The organism is Bifidobacterium stellenboschense (genome assembly GCF_000741785.1).
In the GTDB taxonomy this organism is placed as follows: domain Bacteria; phylum Actinomycetota; class Actinomycetes; order Actinomycetales; family Bifidobacteriaceae; genus Bifidobacterium; species Bifidobacterium stellenboschense.
The window spans coordinates 14714-31955 of sequence record NZ_JGZP01000022.1 but is presented as its reverse complement, the minus strand read 5'-3'; the positions used below and the strand labels follow the sequence as shown (position 1 = coordinate 31955).

Sequence of the window (17242 nt, the reverse complement as noted above, 5' to 3'; positions counted from 1 at the left end):
CAACAATCGCGCATAGGGGGGGTGATGCGGCGGCGTTAGGCGAGGCGGGCGCCGGAGGCGAGGCGGGCGCCGCGCGCCCAATCGGCGGCGCGCATGGCCTTCTTGCCCTGCACCTTGACTTCGGTGAGCTCGAGCGGCGTGGTGCCGGTGCCGACCCACACGTTACGCTTGCCAGTCTTGAGTTCGCCCGGTTCGAGCGATGTGGGCGTGTTCGGGTTCTGGGGGTCGGCCGGCTGGGCGCGCAGGATGTGCAGGGTGAGCGGCTCGGCATCGCCGGCGTCGCCGCCCGCGTGCAGTGCGCACCATGCGCCGGGGTGCGGCGTGCAGGCGCGAATCTGGCGGTCGATCTCCTCAAGCGGCTTCGTGAAGTCGATGCGCGCGTCCTCGACGGTGATCTTGTGCGCGTACGTGAAGCCGTCGGCCGGCTGCGGCGTGTAGACCGCGGTCCCCTCCCCCACGCGTGCGAGCGCGTCCACGTACATGGGCGCACCCTCCTCGGCGAGTCGGTCGAGCAGTTCGCCGGAGGTCTCGCGGCCGGTGAGCTCCACGCTCATCGTCGCGATGACGGGACCGTCGTCCAGTCCGACGCCCACTTTGAACACGTCGGCGCCGGTGGTCGCGTCGCCCGCCCAGATGGCGCGCTGCACGGGAGCGGCGCCGCGCCATGCGGGCAGGTTGGAGAAGTGCAGGTTGTACCAGCCGAGCGGTACGGCGTCCAGCACGTCGGCGGGGAGGATGTTGCCGTACGCGATGACGGCGGCGATGTCCACGTCCAGCGACTTCAACGTGTCGAGGAAGCCGGGGTCGCGCGGCTTCGCGTCGATGACGGGGATGCCGAGTTCGAGCGCGGCCGCCTTGACCGGGCTGGGCTTCAGCTTGCGGCCGCGGCCGGTGGGCGCGTCGGGGCGGGTGAGCACGGCCGCGACTTCGAAGCGCGGGTCGGCGGCGAACGCCTTGAGGGACGGCACGGCCACGTCGGGCGTGCCGGCGAACAGCAGTTTGAGCATGGAGTGGTGGGATTCCTTTCGATGGGGTGGATATGGGATGTCTGGGGACACCCCCTCAGTCGGCTACGCCGACAGCTCCCCCTCAAGGGGGAGCAGAAACATACTGTGGTCTCCGCCGCCGGAGGGAGGAAACTTCCTCAAGGAGCAGAGACATATTGTCGAGCGGAGACGCGCTACTGGAGGGCGGGGATGTTCACACCGTTGGCGATGAGCAGTTCGCGCAGCTTGACCGGGTCCTTGAAACGGACGCCGCGGATGCCGGCGGCGTTCGCGCCGACGATGTTCATCGCCTTGTCGTCGATGAACACGGCGCCGTCGGCGGGGATGCCGAACTCCTGCAACGCGCGCTCGTAGATGTCCTTGTGCGGCTTGCGCAGCTTCACGTAGCCGGAGACGACCTTGCCGTCGAGCTGTTGGAGGATCGGCGTGGCCTTCTCGGCGATCGGGAACAGCTCCTTCTCCCAGTTGGACAGGCCCCACACGCCGATTCCCGCGGCTTTGAGATCGTTGATGAGCACGCGCGCGCCGGGTACGACGCCGACGAGCGAATCCTCGAAGTTGTCGAGATAGTACTTGAGGATGTCGGCCCACTTGTCGCCGTGGGTCTCGCGCATCCACGCGACGCCCTCCTCGGGGGTGGCGCCGCCGTCCATACGGTCGTTCGCATCGTAGAAGCCGGAAACGTCGTTGTCGAGGAACTCGTCGATGGTCTTCTGGCTGTAGCGCGGGATGAGCACGGCCGCCGGATTCCAGTAGATGAGCACGTTGCCGAAGTCGAAGATGACGTCGGTGATCGGTTTGCCCGCGTTCGCCGCGGCCTCGCCGTCGGCCACCAGCACGTCGTAGTCCATTTCCGGTTCTCCCGGCCAACCCTTCATCGCGTCTCCTTACGTTCGTGTCCGTATGTTTCCGCGGGCGGGGTGCGCCCGTCGCCGCCATCATGTTCCCATGCGTGCGGGACGGTGGATGCGGATGCGGGATTCGCGTATGGAACCACCCCCACCCGCTTCGCGGGAGCCCCCGCCGGCGGGGGCGGAGGTGGAAACACTCGCATGATTCCCCGCGGGGCAGAGGGAGGACGCCCGCGTGATTCGCGGCGGGGCGGAAGTAGGGGCGCCCGTTAGATCAGGTCCTTTCTGTCGAGTTGGAAGCGCAGTTCGCCGGGTTCGCGGGCGGCCACGTGGCGTGCGACCGCGGTGCGCAACCGTTCGGCGAGCTCCTCGCGCCGCACGTGCGGCACGCGGATGACGGCGCGCACACGGTCGGCGGTCACTTCGAGTTCGCGCGCGTCCACGGTTCGCGGCTGTGGAATCGGCACCGGGCCGAGCACGCCGGGCAGTTCCGGAGCCTGCGGCGTCACGTCGGCCATCAATGACACGCCGTCATCACCCGATATGGCACCGCCCGACGTGCCGCCGTCACCCGACACGCCGGTCCCCGACGTGCCGTCATCGGGCACGACGCCGCCCGGCACGACGCCGACGCCCTGCGGCAGCGGGCAGACGGCCATGTCGCCGCCGATCGCCGCACCGACGGCGCGCAGCGCGTAGTCGACGGCGTCGCGTCGGCCCCACACGCAGGCGACGGAGACGACCGGCGGCATGCCGGTCTCGTAGCGTTCGGCGAGTTCACGTGAGGCGAGCATCGAGGAATCCCAGAGCATCAGCGACTGCGCGATGGCCGGATCGGTCTCACCGAGCAGCAGCGCCTGACCGCCCTGTTCGCGCGGCGCGCACAGGGAGACGGCGCGCATCCACGCGGCGAGAGTGTCCACGCGCGCGTCCAGTCCCGGCGCATACAGGCTCGTCCACGCGTCGAGGATCGCGACGGCCGCGTAGGGGACGTATCGGGGTGTGCCGCTCCCCCGGTCATGTCCGTCTTCGCCGTTCCGTATGGTGCCCGGCGCATCGTCCCATGATCCGTCGCCTTGCGGCGCACGCACGCGCGGTTCCGCGCCGGGCGTCGCGATGACGATCACCGGACGGTAGTCGATCTCGCCGATCACGCCGCCCGGCTGGCTGGGCGACGACAGCAGGACGGGCACGCCGCGGAACAGGCCGCGCAGTTCGTCGGCGGTGCCGGCCGCGCCGACGCGCACGACGCGCAGCCGTTCACCATGGCAGTGCGGGCACGTCCAGTTCGAGGCGGCCGCGCCGCACCAGCGGCAGCGCGGCACCGGATTGCCGTTCACGCGTTGCAGCGGCCCGGTGCATCGGCGGCATCGCGCCTGCCGCAGGCATTTCGGGTTCGCGCAGCTCAACGCCTCCGACACGCCGTCGGAGGGGATGGAGAACAGGACGGGACCGGAGCGCAACGCCTCGCGGATGTTGCCGACGGCGACGTGCGGCACGCGCGCGCCGATGGACGGGTCGGCGAGGCGCGCGAGCTCTTCACGGTTGAGCCATCGCACCCATGGCATGGCGTCCCTGAGCACGGTGGGTAGCGGGCGGACGGGTGTGGACGGCCCGCTCACCGCGGTCGTGACGGCGCGCCGCGGCACGCCGGGAATCCCCACGGCCTCCATCTGGCTCAACGGGCTGCGCGCGTTGGCGAGCGCGACGAACACGCCGCCATGCGCCTGCGCGCGCAATCTGAGTACGCCGCGCGCATGCGCGTACGGCATCATGCCGTCGGCCTGCTGGTAGGCGATGTCGTCCATGATGGCGAACAGTCCCGGTCCGTCGATGGGCGCGTACATGGCGGCGCGCGGTCCGATCACGCATTTCACCTGCCCGGTGGCGACGGCGAGGTAGGCGCGGTAGCGGTCGACGGGCGGCATTTCGGCGCTGAGGATGGCGACGTCGCCGGTCCAGCCGCCGGTTCCGGCGCCGACGCGACCGGGCCCGAACGGCGCGAAGCCGAGCGCGCCCAACGCGTCGAGCACGTCGCGGGTCTCCTTCATGCCGGGCAGGACGACGACGGCCGCATGCCCGGCCGTCAGCGATTCGGCGGCCATCCACGCGAGTGCGCGTGCGGCCTGGCCGACGCCGGGCAGCGGGTCGAAGACGAACGAACGGAAGGCGCGGGCGTGCAGCGCGTCGCGCAGGTCGCGCACGCCCGCATCGTACTGGGCGGCGATGCGGTCATAGCAGGCGTCGACGCGTGCGGCGACATCCTCCGGCACGTGCGCGTCCCCCGATGCCGAGGTGCGACCGGCGAATCCGGCGACGAGACGCTGCTCCTGTTCGACCTTGGCGACGCGAGGCGGCACGGTGAGGCGCAGGATGTTGGCGCGCGTGCCGCCGTACGCGTCGGCGATGAGCGTGATGTCGCGGCGCATGGCGGCGGGGACGAGGATGTCGCCGCCGAGCACGTGTTCCAAGTAGCGCAGGGAGGAGCGCGGCACGTCCGAGGACGCGGCGCGCTCCCAGATCACGCCGTTGACGCATTGGCCGCCGAACCGGACGCGCACAAGCGCGCCGGGACGGGCGGCATCGGCGTCCTTCTCGTCGACGTAATAGTCGAAGGTGCCGCCCAGATGCGTGGCTTGGATATCAAGCACGACGCGCGCGATCGGGTCGTGCACGGCGGGCGTGTGCGCCGCGGGCGCGCGACGGCGCCGCTTGCGGGGGGCGAGCCCGTCAAGCGCCAGCTGTTCCGCTTCCATTCCGGTCATGCCCACCATCGTAGTGGTACGCAAAAGGACCGGTACAGATGTACCGGTCCTTGCTGGTCAGGCGTGTCGCGTCGCCCCTCATCCCCATGGTGCGGTTTGAAGGTTTTGTAAAACCGCGGAAACAAGCCGTTTTCACCTACCGCACCATGGGGGTTTTACCGCACCATGGGAGTGTGGCGGGGTAATGGGAGGGTCAGGCGAGCTCGGCGACGGCGGCCTTGAGCTCTTCGACCTTGTCGGTGCGCTCCCACGGGAAGTCGACGTCGACGCGGCCGAAGTGGCCGTAGGCGGCGGTCTTCGCGTAGATCGGGCGCTTCAGGTCAAGCTCGTCGATGATCGCGGCGGGGCGCAGGTCGAACACCTTGCGCACGGCGGCGACGATCTGGGCGCGGGTCACGCCCTCCTCGGTGCCGTAGGTCTCGACGTTCACGGAGACCGGGTCGGCCACGCCGATCGCGTAGGCGACCTGGACCTCGACGCGGTGCGCGAGGCCGGCGGCGACGATGTTCTTCGCCACCCAGCGGGTCGCGTAGGCGGCGGAACGGTCCACCTTGGACGGGTCCTTGCCGCTGAACGCGCCGCCGCCGTGGTGGGCGGCGCCGCCGTACGTGTCGACGATGATCTTGCGGCCGGTGAGGCCCGCGTCGGCGGCCGGGCCGCCGAGCACGAACGAGCCGGTCGGGTTGACGAGCTGACGGTAGTCGTCGTGCGCCACGCCGTCGCCGAGCACCTCGTCGAGGATCGGGTCGATGACGTGCGCCTTCAGCTGGTCGCGCAGCCATTCCTGCGTGACCTCCGGATCGTGCTGGGTGGAGATGAGCACGGTGTCGACGCGCAGCGGATGGTCGTTCTCGTCGTATTCGATGGTGACCTGGGTCTTGCCGTCCGGGCGCAGGTGCGGCACCTCGCCGCTCTTGCGCACCTCGGTCAGGCGGTAGGCGAGACGATGCGCGAGGTAGATGGGCAGCGGCATGAGCACGTCCGTCTCGTCGGTGGCGTAGCCGAACATCACGCCCTGGTCGCCGGCGCCCTGCGCCTCGTAGCGTTCCTCGCGGCTGGCGGCGGACTCCTTCTCGCCGCTCAGACGCGCGACGCCCTGGTTGATTTCGGCGCTCTGGCCGGTGATGGCGACGATCACGCCGCAGGAGTCGGCGTCGAGGCCGACCTCGGAGGACGTGTAGCCGATGCGGCGCAGCGTCTCGCGCACCTCGGACTGGACGTCCACGTAGCCTTCGGAGGTCACCTCGCCGAACACGAGGAACACGCCGGTTGCGGCGGAGGTTTCGACGGCGACGTGGGACTGCGGATCCTGGCGGAGCAGTTCGTCGAGAATCTCGTCGGAGATCTGGTCGCACACCTTGTCCGGGTGGCCTTCGGTGACGGATTCGGCGGAGATGAGCTTGCGCTCCTGGTTGGTCATATCATCCCTCTTTCGGACTTATCGCCCCGCGGGCCGCGGGATGTCCTAGGGACTTCCGGCGCAGGCGAGGCACAATGATACGGATTGTTCTGTTTTCTTCTTTGGGACCGCACGGGCTCGGACGCGGCTGATGCGCGCCATGGACGCAGCCTCACGGCTACGAAAAAGGCCCGTGCCAAACCATCGGATGATGGTCGGCGCGAGCCTCAGGTCGTTCGCTCCTGTCGTCCAGTTCTACACGACACGCCGTCTTAGGGCAAGCGAGTGTCGGGGAATGCGGGACTCGGCGGGGCGGAGGTATGGGAAGGTCAGTTGCCTTCGGTCAGGTCGTCCTCGCCGAGGGTCTCCTCGAGCAGGCCCTCGTTGATCTCGCGGAAGGCGATGGACAGCGGCTTCTCGTTGTTCTGGTACTCGACGAGCGGACCGACGTTCTGCAGCAGGCCCTCGTTGAGCTGGGTGAAGTAGGAGTTGATCTGACGGGCGCGCTTGGCGGCGAAAACCGCCAGCGCGTACTTGGAGTCCGCGTGCTCCATGAGATCGTCGATCGTCGGGCTGGCCAGACCGTCGGGGGTGGGGCTGGTGCCGAACTCCTCGTTGCCCTTGACCTCGGTGGTCTCGGTTTCTTCTGCCATATTCATGCTCCAAACCATGGAAAATCTATCTCAACCGCAACGAGTATAGCCGGGTGCGGGGACTCCCCCGCCGTCGCGCCGGTACGGCGGGCGTCGCCGTGACGACCGTCGTCGGACATCGTCGATCGTCGACGGGCGACGACGGACCTGCATACGCATGCCGACGCACGCCGCGACACGCCGACGCGCGGCGGATTCCGACGATCCGTCGCCGGCGCCCGCGACGGCCGCGCGGCGGCGACGGCCCCGGAATGGACGACGCGTCAAAACCCAATGACGGCAACGATTCGCGGACACGTATTTTGCCAACGTTTGCATCGAACCGGTTCGACACTTGTGGTGATTGGCGTCGCAAACCATCACGCGACACGCCGAAATCCAAAACTCCCCCTTGCGCAGGTCGCGAAGGCGCGCTATTCTGAAACCGGTTTCAGAAAGGAACCGGAAACAACAGCAAAGCCACCAAGGGGCTTTGACCAACGAAAGGAATGGATATGTCGTTCAAGGATTCCATGATTCGCGGTCTCGCCATGTACGGTGCCAGCACGATGGCCCAGCACTCCATGGGCAACACCAAGGTCCTCTCCGACCTCGTGAACGAGTCCGACAAGCTCGGCCGCTGAATACAGCGCTCATAACTACAGACTTCGCGACGCACGCCGGCGATACGCAAAACACATGCCGCGGCGTCGCACACCGAAAAATGCAAACGTGGTCATAGGCTTCAGGCCATGACCGAACCTGAAAGGAAAACATTATGTCGTTCAAGGATTCCATGATTCGCGGTCTCGCCATGTACGGTGCCAGCACGATGGCCCAGCACACCATGGGCAACACCAAGGTTCTCTCCGACATCGTCAACGACGCTCAGAAGATCGCCCGCTGAAACTGACGTGCCGGCTCGCGCATGAGCCGGCTACCGTGTGAGAGAGAAGAGCAGACGGGGGTTCCGGATGATTCCGGAACCCCCGTCTTTCGTATATACGGCTATTACCGGCATGGGATGCCTCCCATGCCGTATTTCGTCAAACGTCTCATCCGTCTACTCTCCGGACTCGCCGTCGAATCGTTCGGCATCGCGCTCATCACCAAAAGCGGTCTCGGCACCTCGCCGATCTCCGGCATCGCGTGGGTGGTGACGCTCCGGTTCCCGCAGATCAGCTTGTTCCGCATTTTTCGCAATTTCAAATCGTGCATTTCGACACTTTTCCGCAAAAGTGAAGAATCGGGGGTCACGATGCCATATGTGTCCCGCTACCGAGCATGAACCCCTTCTGGTTCAGATTCGCCAGCCCGCGCCGAGACGCAGCGTGCGCACGACCTGTTCCGTTGTGAAGGCGACGTTGTCGGCGGCATGCCGGAGCAGGTCGTCGAGCGTGGCGGCACCGGGGGCGATGCCGAAGACCGCGTCGATGCCGACCTCGCGCAGTTCGTCGACACCCCTGCCGATGTGGCCGGCCACGGCGATGACCGGGCGGCCGTGCTTCTTGGCGGTCCTGGCGACGCCCGCCGGTGTCTTGCTGAATTTGGTCTGGAAGTCGATCGAGCCTTCGCCGGTGAGCACGATGTCGGCCCATCGCGCGGCCTCATCGAGTCCGGACTGTTCGATGACGAGGTCGACGCCGGGCATGAAGCGCGCGTGCAGGAAGGCGAGGAACGCGGCGCCGATGCCTCCGGCCGCGCCCGCGCCGGGACGGTCGGCGATGGGCGCGTCCAGCTGGCGTTCCACGACGATGGCGAAGCGGGTCAGCGCCTTGTCGAGCGATGCGACGTCGGCCGCAGAGGCCCCTTTCTGCGGGCCGAACACGGCGCTGGCGCCGTCGGGGCCGGTCAGTGGATTGGTCACGTCGCAGGCGGCGACGATCTCGACGTCCCTGACGCGCGGGTCGAGGCCGGTCAGGTCGACGTGGTCGAGGCCGGCGAGCGCCGCGCCGCCGGGTTCGAGGTCCCGGCCGCATCCGTCGAGCAGCCGCACGCCGAGCGCCTGGAGGAGTCCCGCGCCCGCGTCGTTGGTGGCGGAGCCGCCGAGTCCGACGAGGATGCGCCGCGCGCCCGCGTCGAGGGCGGCGCGGATGAGTTCGCCGGTGCCGTACGAGGAGGCGACGAGCGGATTGCGTTCGCCGGGGTCGAGCAACGCCAGGCCGCTGGCCTCGGCGGTCTCGACCACGGCGGTCGTGCCGTCGCCGAGCATGCCGAAGGCCGCCCTGACCGGGCGCCCGAGCGGATCGTGGGCGTCGATGGTGCGCATCGTGCCGCCGGTGGCGTCGACGAGCGCGCGCGTGGTGCCCTCGCCGCCGTCCGCCATCGGCAGGCATCGGACCTCGGCGTCGGGGTCCGCGTTCTTGATGCCCCGTGCCATCGCCTGCGCCGCCTGAATGGCGGTCAGGCTCTCCTTGAAGGAGTCCGGGGCGCATAGGTATCGCGTCATGGCTCACAGCCTACTCCGCCCGCGGCGTGAACGTTATCAACGTAACATCCTCGTGAATTCCACATATTGACTCTTGACAAAACGCGTGTCCCGATTAAGGACTTGAATGGAACCATGACTGAAATGCGATCCGCAAAACTCATGTCCGGCCGCGTCTTCGCAGGCGCGCGCGCCCTCTACCGTGCCGCAGGCGTCAGCGGCGACGATATGGGCAAGAAGCCCATCATCGCCATCGCCAACTCCTTCGACGAATTCCTCCCCGGCCACGTCCACCTCAACAAGGTCGGCCGCATCGTCTCCGAGGCCATCAAGGAAGCGGGCGGCATCCCGCGCGAGTTCAACACGATGGCCGTCGACGACGGCATCGCGATGGGCCACACCGGCATGCTCTACTCCCTGCCCTCCCGCGACATCATCGCGGACACCGTCGAATACCAGTGCAACGCGCACTGCGCCGACGCCCTGATCTGCATCCCGAACTGCGACAAGGTCGTCCCCGGCATGCTGATGGCCGCCCTGCGCCTCAACATCCCGACCGTGTTCGTCTCCGGCGGCCCGATGGAGGCCGGCACCACCGTCCTCGCCGACGGCACCGTGAAGAAGAACACCGACCTCATCTCCGTGATGTACGCCTCCGCCGACGACAACGTCTCCGAGGAGGACCTGCTCAACTACGAGAAGACCGTCTGCCCGACCTGCGGCTCCTGCGCCGGCATGTTCACCGCCAATTCGATGAACTGCCTCACGGAGGCCATCGGCCTCGCCCTGCCCGGCAACGGCACGATCCTCGCCTCCCACGGCTTCCGCAAGGAGCTGTTCCGCAAGGCGGCCCGCCAGGTCGTCAAGATCGCGAACCAGTACTACAAGGATTCCGACGACTCCGTGCTGCCGCGCTCCATCGCCACCAAGCACGCGTTCGAGAACGCGATGACGATGGACGTCGCGATGGGCGGCTCCACCAACACCGTGCTGCACATCCTCGCGATGGCCCAGTCCGCGGACGTGGACTTCACCCTCGACGACATCGAGCGCATCTCGCACACCGTGCCGTGCATCTGCAAGGCCGCCCCGTCCGGCAAGTGGGAGATCTCCGACGTGCACCGCGCCGGCGGCATCTGCGGCATCCTCGGCGAGCTCGACCGTGCCGGCAAGCTGCACAAGGACGTCCATTCGATCGACTACCCGTCGCTCGAGGCCAAGCTCGACGACTGGGACATCATGCGCGACACCTGCACCGAGGAGGCCAAGACCCTCTACCATGCGGCGCCGGGCCACATCATCTCCCCCGAACCGTGGACGCACGAGACGCTGTTCGACTCGCTCGACACCGACCGCGAGCACGGCGCGATCCACGACATCGACCACCCGGAGATTCACGAGGGCGGCCTCGCCGTGCTGCGCGGCAACCTCGCGCCTGACGGCTGCGTCGTCAAGACCGCCGGCGTGCCGCAGGAGATCTGGAAGTTCCGCGGACCGGCGCTCGTCGTCGAATCCCAGGAGGAGGCCATCAAGGTCATCCTCGACGACACGCTGAAGCCCGGCATGGCGCTGGTCATCCGCTATGAGGGCCCGAAGGGCGGCCCGGGCATGCAGGAGATGCTGTACCCGACCTCCTTCGTCAAGGGCAAGGGCATCGGCAAGCAGGTCGCCATGCTCACCGACGGCCGCTACTCCGGCGGCTCCTCGGGTCTGGCCATCGGCCACATGGCCCCGGAGGCCGCGAACAAGGGCCCGGTGGCGCTCATCAAGAACGGCGACATCATCAACATCGACATCGAGGCCCGTTCCGTGAACGTCGAACTGACCGACGAGCAGCTGGCGGAGCGCCGCCGCGAGCTCGAGGCCGGCGACGGCTACGTGGCGCACCGCGACCGCAAGGTCTCGCAGGCCCTCAAGGCCTACGCCGCGTTCGCCCGCTCCGCCGATAAGGGCGCCACGCGCGACCCGGAGCTTATCAACAAGCTCTCGGGCCTCGCCTGATCGTAACCCTCACACGGAAGCCGGCGTCCACTACATGGGACGCCGGCTTCTGTCGTCTATGCCCCGCCCCCTATACTGTCGAACCGACAATTCAATACGCATCTTCAGGGCAGGGTGAAATTCCCGATCGGCGGTTCAGTCCGCGAGCATCACGATCGCAATCAGCAGTCGCGATGCCGAACCGGTGAGATTCCGGTACCGACAGTCATAGTCTGGATGAAAGAAGCTGCGGCGGCGTGGACCATCGGCCCGCGCATGCGACCGCGTACCGTCGCGTGCGCGCATCGGCGATGCGCATCATGCGGCCCATCTCGAGCACCCTGGATTTCGAACGGAATCCGGGGTGTTCGCGTTTCGGGGCCGTGAACCGTGATGCGCGTCGCCCGATGCCCGGGAAGCCGGAGCCAAGAACCGGCACACGGCCCCACCGCCATCATGAAGCACCCTGGACATGCCCTATCGCAAGGAAAGGGGATTTCATGGACGATAGGGACCTCATGTCCGTGGCATTGCGCCACGCACGACTCGGAGCGGGCAAGGTCAACCCGAATCCGATGGTGGGGGCGGTCATCGTGCGCGACGGCGCGATCATCGCCACCGGACATCACGACCATTTCGGCGGATGGCACGCCGAACGCGCCGCGCTCGAGGCGGCGAAACGCGACGGCGTCGACGTGCGCGGCGCCACGATCTACGTCACGTTGGAACCCTGCTGCCACACGGGCAAGCAGCCGCCGTGCACGCAGGCGCTCATCGACGCGGGAATCGCCCGCGTGGTGGTCGGCTCCCCCGACCCGAACCCGCTCGTCGCCGGCAAAGGCGTCCGCCGTCTCACGGACGCGGGCATCGAGGTAACGCAGGGCGTGCTGCGCGAGGAATGCGACGCGCTCAACGAGATCTTCCTGCACTACATCACCACGCGCACGCCGTTCGTCATGCTCAAATACGCGATGACGCTCGACGGCCGCATCGCCACCGCATCGGGCCTGTCGCGCTGGATCACCGGCGAGGCCGCGCGCCGCCGCGTGCACAAGGACCGCGGCCGGTTCGCCGCGATCATGGTGGGCGTGGGCACGGTCATCGCCGACGATCCGCAGCTCACCTGCCGCATCGACGGCGGTCACGACCCGATCCGCGTGGTGTGCGACACCGATCTCAACACGCCTCGCGACGCGGCGGTCGTCGCCACCGCGCGCGAGACGCCCACCATCATCGCCACCTGCTCGACCGACGAGACCCGCGCGCAGGCCTACCGCGACGCGGGCTGCGAGATCCTCCACGTGCCGGCCGACGCCGACGGGCACGCCTCCGTCGCCGCCATCGTCGAGACGCTCGGCGGGCGCGGCGTCGACAGCGTGATGATCGAGGGCGGCGGCGAACTCGCCTGGTCCGCACTGCGCGACCAGATGGTCACCAAAGTGAGCGCCTACGTCGCGCCGAAACTGTTCGGCGGCCGCGCCGCGCCCGGCCCGGTGGGCGGCGCGGGCGTCGGCACGCCGGACGACGCCTTCCTCCTCACGCACCGCACCGTCGCCACGGTGGGCGACGACATCGTCATCGAAGGAGGCGTCGACTATGTTCACCGGAATCGTTGAGGACCTCGGCACGGTCGTCGGATTGGAGAACGGCGCCGACTTCGCGCGACTGTCCGTCGACTCGCCGACGGTGGTGACCGACCGCACGGCGATCGGCGAGAGCATCGCCGTCAACGGCGTGTGCCTGACCGTCACGTCCGTGCGCGGCACGGCGTTCACCGCCGACGTGATGCACGAGACGCTGCGACGCTCCTCACTCGGCTCGCTCAGGCGCGGCGACCATGTGGACGTGGAACGCGCGATGCCCGCCGACGGACGGTTCTCCGGGCACATCGTCTCCGGGCACATCGACGGCACCGGCGTGGTCACGTCGATCACGCGCGACGGCATCGCCGTCGTCTACACGATCCGCGCGCCGTACGCGCTCATGCGGTTCATCGCCGAGAAGGGATCGATCGCCGTCGAGGGAATCAGCCTGACGGTGACGCACGCCGGACGCGACACGTTCGGCGTGTCGATCATCCCGCACACCGCCGCGCACACGGTGCTGGACGAACGCCGCATCGGCGACGTGGTCAACCTCGAAACCGACCCGATCGCGAAATACACGGCGCGACTGCTGGAGATGCCGGCGAACGGCGGCACGGACGACGTGACGGCCGGCACGGCCGGAGACGCCGGAACGGGCGCGATAACGGCGGACTTCCTCGCCGCGCACGGATTCTGAGCGGCGGGCGCACGGAGAAGAACCACATACACGTACACGTAAAGGACGGAAACGGAAAACGGAAATGACGGAACAGACGCAACACACGGAACACACGAACTCGAACGCCCCGGTGGCGCGCGCCATCCGAGACATCGCGGCCGGGCGCATCATCGTCGTGGCGGACGACGAAAGCCGCGAGAACGAGGGCGACCTCATCTGCGCGGCGCGCCACGCGACACCAAGCAACATCGCGTTCATGGCCACGCACGGCAGGGGCCTGATCTGCACGCCGATGAGCCCGGAACTGGCGACGCGGCTCGACCTGCCGCCGATGTGCACGGCGAACACGGACAACCACCACACGGCGTTCACCGTGTCGATCGATCACGTGACCACCTCCACCGGCATCAGCGCGCGCGACCGCTCGCTCACCGCGCTGGCGTGCGTCGACCCGGACACGCGGCCGCAGGACTTCCGACGCCCCGGCCACATGTTCCCGCTCGTCGCGCGCCCCGGCGGCGTGCTGGAACGCAACGGGCACACGGAGGCGACCGTCGACCTGGCGCGGCTGGCCGGACTCGAGCCATGCGGACTGTGCTGCGAGATGATGAAGGCCGACGGCACGATGATGCGACGCGACGACCTCGAACGGTTCGCCGACGAGCACGGACTGGCCTACATCACCATCGCGCAGCTGCAGGAATACCGCCGCACGCACGCGTTCCCGCACACGGTGCGCCGCGTGGCGCGGGTGAACCTGCCCACCGAATACGGGCGGTTCACGATGGTCGGCTACGAGTCGGACGACGGCGGCGAGCACGTGGCGCTGGTGATGGGCGACGACATCGTCTCCGGCGAACCCGTCCTGTGCCGCATCCACTCGCAGTGCCTGACCGGCGACGTGTTCGGCTCGCAGCGCTGCGACTGCGGGCCGCAGCTGCGCGAGGCGATGCGGCGCGTCGCCGAGGCGGGGCGCGGCGTCATCCTGTACCTAAGCCAGGAGGGACGCGGCATCGGGCTGCTCAACAAGCTGCGCGCCTACGAGCTGCAGGAACGCGGATTCGACACGCTCGACGCGAACCTGGAACTCGGGTTCCCCGCCGACGCGCGCGAATACGAGACCGCGGCGGCCATGCTGCGCGACCTCGGCGTCGCGTCGGTCGACCTGATGACCAACAACCCGGACAAGATCGGCCAGCTGGAGCAGGCGGGGATCGCCATCGCCTCGCGCGTGCCGATCGTCATGCCCGCGAACGCGTACGACGCGAACTACCTGTCCGCCAAGGAACACCGGATGGGGCACTTGCTGGGCGCCCTGTCGGACATGACGAACCTGGCGACCACGACAAACCTGTCCACCACGACAAAGGAGAACTGAAATGACCGTATTCGAAGGACAACTGGTAGCCGGCACCACTTCCGCCGCCGGTGACGCTTCCGCCGCCGGCAAGCCGATCCGCATCGGCATCGTGGCGGCGAGGTTCAACGAGTTCATCACCTCGAAGCTGCTGTCCGGCGCACAGGACGGCCTGCGCCGCCACGGCGTGGCCGACGAGGACGTGGACGTGGCGTGGGTGCCCGGATCGTTCGAGATTCCAATCGCGGCCAAGCGCATGGTGTCCACCGGGCGTTACGACGCGGTGATCTGCCTCGGCGCGATTATCCGCGGCAGCACCTCCCACTACGACCTCGTGTGCAACGAGACCGCGAAGGGCATCGCCCAAGTGTCGCTGAACTCGGACGTGCCCGTGCTGTTCGGCGTGATCACCACCGAGAACATCGAGCAGGCCATCGAACGCGCCGGCACGAAGACCGGCAACAAGGGCTTCGACTGCGCGCTCGGCGCCATCGAGATGGTCAACGTGCTGCGCGCCATCAGCGCCGGGGAGTAGGCGCGGGGCGGCCGGACGGTGGTGGCCGGCCGCCGGCGGAGGTGATTGGCGGCCGTGGTCTGCTGCGGCGGGCTGCGGCTTGCCGGTCATCTGGACGGCCGTGGCTTGGGCCTGCTGCCGTCGCCGACCGGCCGCGGCCGCTCAGTCGCCGATGATGGAGGTGACGATGGCGGAGACGACGGCCATGATGATCGAGCCGATCGTCGCCCACCAGAAGCCGTGCACATAGACGCCGACGCCGAACAGGCCCAGCGCGAGCCACGAGGCGAGACGCATGAACAGCCAGTTGATGACCAGATACAGCACGCCGAACGTGAGGATCGTGAACGGCAGGGCGATCGCCTGCACCACCGGCTTGACGGACGCGTTGATCAGCGCCAGGAACAGGGAGAACGCGGCCACGCCGAGAATCGGCGGCTCCCCCACCGTCGTCATGCCGGGCAGCAGCACCACCATCACCGCCGCCGCGATCGTCAGCACCAGCCATTCGATCAGAAAGCTTCTCATAGCGCCCATCGTAACGGCGTATTCCGTGGGCTCGGCACGGGGGCGGCGGCACATCAACGGCATCTTCACCCACGGCGAGGCGAACCTGCACGGTCTGATGACGTATCTGCATGGGTTGAGGGCGAACGTGCATGGTTTCCGTCCGAACGTGCATGATTCGGGAACGAACCTGTAGGTTTTCGACGTGAACCTGCACGGTGTGGTGCCGAAGACGGGGAGTATGACGGAATATCTCAAGGACGAAAAGCCCGGAATTCCGGGGTACTTCGATTCGGCGGGTGGCAGAACCCACCGGTTCTTCAGACCCCCACCGTACACGTTCGCTTCCGCCGACTACACGTCCCCCTCAAAACCATGCACGTTCACCCCGAAACCATACACATACACTTCCGAACCGCACATCATCCAGGGTAAAGGCTCAATACATCAATGCCGATGGGTGTATCGTTTGACGTATGGTGACGATGAAGGAAATCGCGAAGCGCACGGGGGTGTCCATTTCAACGGTGTCGTTGGTGATGAACCACCGCGACGCGGGACGCGTCAAACCGGCGATCGCGGCGCATGTGCGCGAGGTCGCCGAGAAGCTCGGCTATCAGGTCAATCCGATGGCGAGCTCCCTCAGGACGAACCGCACGCGCACGATCGGCTTCATCAGCGAGGAGGTCGCCACCACCCCGTACGCCGGCGGCATGATTCTCGGCGCGCAGTCGGCGGCAAGCCAGCTCGGCTATCTGCTCATCACCGTCAGCACGGACGGAGGCATGGACGAGGGAGAGGAGATCGACGCCCTGAAACGCTACGGCGCGGACGGCTTCCTCTACGCGAAGATGTCGAACCGCATCACCGACGTGCCGTCGCGTCTCAAAGACTGCCCGGTCGTGCTCGTCGACGCGACGGGACGCGATGGAACGACGCCCAGCATCGAACCGGACGAGTTCCGCATCGCCTATGACGCCACGACGCGCCTGATCGAAGCGGGCTGCGAGCGCATCGCCTACATCGGATGCTCGGAGGCGATGCTGGCGCAGAAGGGCCGTCTGGCCGGGTACAAAGCCGCGCTCGAAGCCGACGGGCGCAAGTTCAGCGAACGACTCGTCGTCAACGTGCCCAACAACGGCCCCGCGTTGGAGGCGGTCTCCGACCTGTTCGATTGGGAGCGTCCGGACGGGTTCTTCTGCTTCAACGACGCACGTGCCTGGTACGTATACGAGTGCGCGGCCCGTCACGGGCTCACCATCGGTCGCGATGTGTCGGTCGTCGGCGTCGACAACCATCGCGTATTCGCCGAAACGCTTTCGCCGCAACTGACCACGGTGGAGCTGCCGCATTTCGAAATGGGATATTGGGCGGCGATGAAGGTCGTCTCGTTGATCGAACGACGCGACCTCGACGATATGGAATGGCCGGAGACGACGGCGCCGATGCCGCCGCTCGACGCGGAGATCCCGGCGAAGATCCACTGCACGCTGATCGAGAAGGAGTCGGTGCGCGAGGGCTGAGGGCGTAAAGGCCG

17 protein-coding genes and 2 riboswitches are annotated in these 17242 nt (G+C 67.5%); of the genes, 10 read left to right on the top strand and 7 right to left on the bottom strand.

The features are described 5' to 3' along the window. Positions 1-35 precede the first annotated feature (35 nt). The 5 genes from fmt to rpoZ all read right to left on the bottom strand — a co-directional run bounded on the left by fmt (position 36) and on the right by rpoZ (position 6675). Positions 36-1007 carry a methionyl-tRNA formyltransferase gene (gene fmt, locus BSTEL_RS09920; RefSeq protein WP_034530043.1) on the bottom strand — a complete coding sequence of 324 codons (972 nt, stop codon included), beginning with the start codon at positions 1005-1007 and terminating at the stop codon, positions 36-38. 173 nt (positions 1008-1180) lie between these two features. Continuing rightward, positions 1181-1885, bottom strand: a complete 705-nt coding sequence (locus BSTEL_RS09915) for an HAD family hydrolase (RefSeq protein ID WP_034530042.1) — start codon at positions 1883-1885, stop codon at positions 1181-1183. A gap of 242 nt (positions 1886-2127) precedes the next feature. Beyond that, positions 2128-4623, bottom strand: a complete 2496-nt coding sequence (locus BSTEL_RS09910) for a primosomal protein N' family DNA-binding protein (protein WP_034530041.1) — start codon at positions 4621-4623, stop codon at positions 2128-2130. 193 nt (positions 4624-4816) lie between these two features. Continuing rightward, on the bottom strand, positions 4817-6043 hold the full coding sequence (gene metK, locus BSTEL_RS09905) for a methionine adenosyltransferase (protein ID WP_034530040.1): 1227 nt from the start codon (positions 6041-6043) through the stop codon (positions 4817-4819). Continuing rightward, positions 6039-6125: riboswitch (SAM riboswitch) on the bottom strand. Its footprint overlaps the gene before it by 5 nt. Before the next feature lie 226 nt (positions 6126-6351). Beyond that, the gene (rpoZ, locus tag BSTEL_RS09900) at positions 6352-6675 is read right to left on the bottom strand and encodes a DNA-directed RNA polymerase subunit omega (RefSeq protein ID WP_051923059.1); all 324 of its coding nucleotides are present in this window, start codon (positions 6673-6675) and stop codon (positions 6352-6354) included. A gap of 494 nt (positions 6676-7169) precedes the next feature. On the opposite strand from rpoZ, the gene BSTEL_RS12930 reads away from it, so the two are divergent. From BSTEL_RS12930 to BSTEL_RS09895, 3 genes are all read left to right on the top strand, one after another. After that, entirely contained in the window at positions 7170-7298 is a 129-nt protein-coding gene (locus tag BSTEL_RS12930; protein ID WP_274518548.1) for a hypothetical protein, read from the top strand. 134 nt (positions 7299-7432) lie between these two features. Further along, complete coding sequence (locus BSTEL_RS12925) at positions 7433-7561, top strand: hypothetical protein (protein ID WP_274518547.1); 129 nt, start codon at positions 7433-7435, stop codon at positions 7559-7561. Between the two features lie 126 nt (positions 7562-7687). Further along, complete coding sequence (locus tag BSTEL_RS09895; protein WP_034530039.1) at positions 7688-7942, top strand: DUF6198 family protein; 255 nt, start codon at positions 7688-7690, stop codon at positions 7940-7942. A 12-nt stretch (positions 7943-7954) separates the two neighbouring features. Here the strand turns inward: BSTEL_RS09895 and BSTEL_RS09890 are convergent, their stop codons facing one another. After that, positions 7955-9103 (bottom strand): glycerate kinase family protein, encoded by a 1149-nt coding sequence (locus BSTEL_RS09890; protein ID WP_084686259.1) that lies wholly within the window; start codon positions 9101-9103, stop codon positions 7955-7957. A 114-nt stretch (positions 9104-9217) separates the two neighbouring features. On the opposite strand from BSTEL_RS09890, the gene ilvD reads away from it, so the two are divergent. From ilvD to ribH, 5 genes are all read left to right on the top strand, one after another. Continuing rightward, positions 9218-11083, top strand: coding sequence for a dihydroxy-acid dehydratase (ilvD, locus tag BSTEL_RS09885; protein WP_084686258.1), 1866 nt, complete (start codon positions 9218-9220; stop codon positions 11081-11083). Positions 11084-11179: 96 nt separating this feature from the next. Further along, positions 11180-11315: riboswitch (FMN riboswitch) on the top strand. 247 nt (positions 11316-11562) lie between these two features. Further along, entirely contained in the window at positions 11563-12678 is a 1116-nt protein-coding gene (ribD, locus tag BSTEL_RS09880) for a bifunctional diaminohydroxyphosphoribosylaminopyrimidine deaminase/5-amino-6-(5-phosphoribosylamino)uracil reductase RibD (protein ID WP_034530038.1), read from the top strand. Then, positions 12659-13345: a riboflavin synthase gene (locus tag BSTEL_RS09875; protein ID WP_034530037.1), complete on the top strand. Its 687-nt coding sequence runs from the start codon at positions 12659-12661 to the stop codon at positions 13343-13345. Before ribD ends, BSTEL_RS09875 begins: the two co-directional genes overlap by 20 nt. A gap of 64 nt (positions 13346-13409) precedes the next feature. Beyond that, a complete protein-coding gene (locus BSTEL_RS09870; protein ID WP_084686257.1) occupies positions 13410-14705 on the top strand; it encodes a bifunctional 3,4-dihydroxy-2-butanone-4-phosphate synthase/GTP cyclohydrolase II in 1296 nt (431 codons plus the stop codon). 1 nt (position 14706) lies between these two features. Beyond that, on the top strand, positions 14707-15219 hold the full coding sequence (gene ribH, locus BSTEL_RS09865) for a 6,7-dimethyl-8-ribityllumazine synthase (protein ID WP_034530036.1): 513 nt from the start codon (positions 14707-14709) through the stop codon (positions 15217-15219). A 141-nt stretch (positions 15220-15360) separates the two neighbouring features. Here ribH and BSTEL_RS09860 read toward each other — a convergent pair whose 3' ends face one another. Further along, a complete protein-coding gene (locus BSTEL_RS09860) occupies positions 15361-15726 on the bottom strand; it encodes a phage holin family protein (RefSeq protein WP_034530035.1) in 366 nt (121 codons plus the stop codon). A 25-nt stretch (positions 15727-15751) separates the two neighbouring features. On the opposite strand from BSTEL_RS09860, the gene BSTEL_RS12235 reads away from it, so the two are divergent. After that, complete coding sequence (locus tag BSTEL_RS12235) at positions 15752-15901, top strand: hypothetical protein (RefSeq protein ID WP_156963274.1); 150 nt, start codon at positions 15752-15754, stop codon at positions 15899-15901. Between the two features lie 280 nt (positions 15902-16181). Continuing rightward, complete coding sequence (locus BSTEL_RS09855) at positions 16182-17228, top strand: LacI family DNA-binding transcriptional regulator (protein ID WP_034530034.1); 1047 nt, start codon at positions 16182-16184, stop codon at positions 17226-17228. Positions 17229-17242: the final 14 nt, after the last annotated feature.

Excerpts from the sequence above, each read along its gene's own strand:
- fmt (WP_034530043.1), bottom strand. The coding sequence starts at position 1,007 with ATGCTCAAACTGCTGTTCGCCGGCACGCCCGACGTGGCCGTGCCGTCC.
- BSTEL_RS09915 (WP_034530042.1), bottom strand. The coding sequence starts at position 1,885 with ATGAAGGGTTGGCCGGGAGAACCGGAAATGGACTACGACGTGCTGGTG.
- BSTEL_RS09910 (WP_034530041.1), bottom strand. The coding sequence starts at position 4,623 with ATGACCGGAATGGAAGCGGAACAGCTGGCGCTTGACGGGCTCGCCCCC.
- metK (WP_034530040.1), bottom strand. The coding sequence starts at position 6,043 with ATGACCAACCAGGAGCGCAAGCTCATCTCCGCCGAATCCGTCACCGAA.
- rpoZ (WP_051923059.1), bottom strand. The coding sequence starts at position 6,675 with ATGGCAGAAGAAACCGAGACCACCGAGGTCAAGGGCAACGAGGAGTTC.
- BSTEL_RS12930 (WP_274518548.1), top strand. The coding sequence starts at position 7,170 with ATGTCGTTCAAGGATTCCATGATTCGCGGTCTCGCCATGTACGGTGCC.
- BSTEL_RS12925 (WP_274518547.1), top strand. The coding sequence starts at position 7,433 with ATGTCGTTCAAGGATTCCATGATTCGCGGTCTCGCCATGTACGGTGCC.
- BSTEL_RS09895 (WP_034530039.1), top strand. The coding sequence starts at position 7,688 with ATGCCGTATTTCGTCAAACGTCTCATCCGTCTACTCTCCGGACTCGCC.
- BSTEL_RS09890 (WP_084686259.1), bottom strand. The coding sequence starts at position 9,103 with ATGACGCGATACCTATGCGCCCCGGACTCCTTCAAGGAGAGCCTGACC.
- ilvD (WP_084686258.1), top strand. The coding sequence starts at position 9,218 with ATGACTGAAATGCGATCCGCAAAACTCATGTCCGGCCGCGTCTTCGCA.
- ribD (WP_034530038.1), top strand. The coding sequence starts at position 11,563 with ATGGACGATAGGGACCTCATGTCCGTGGCATTGCGCCACGCACGACTC.
- BSTEL_RS09875 (WP_034530037.1), top strand. The coding sequence starts at position 12,659 with ATGTTCACCGGAATCGTTGAGGACCTCGGCACGGTCGTCGGATTGGAG.
- BSTEL_RS09870 (WP_084686257.1), top strand. The coding sequence starts at position 13,410 with ATGACGGAACAGACGCAACACACGGAACACACGAACTCGAACGCCCCG.
- ribH (WP_034530036.1), top strand. The coding sequence starts at position 14,707 with ATGACCGTATTCGAAGGACAACTGGTAGCCGGCACCACTTCCGCCGCC.
- BSTEL_RS09860 (WP_034530035.1), bottom strand. The coding sequence starts at position 15,726 with ATGAGAAGCTTTCTGATCGAATGGCTGGTGCTGACGATCGCGGCGGCG.
- BSTEL_RS09855 (WP_034530034.1), top strand. The coding sequence starts at position 16,182 with ATGGTGACGATGAAGGAAATCGCGAAGCGCACGGGGGTGTCCATTTCA.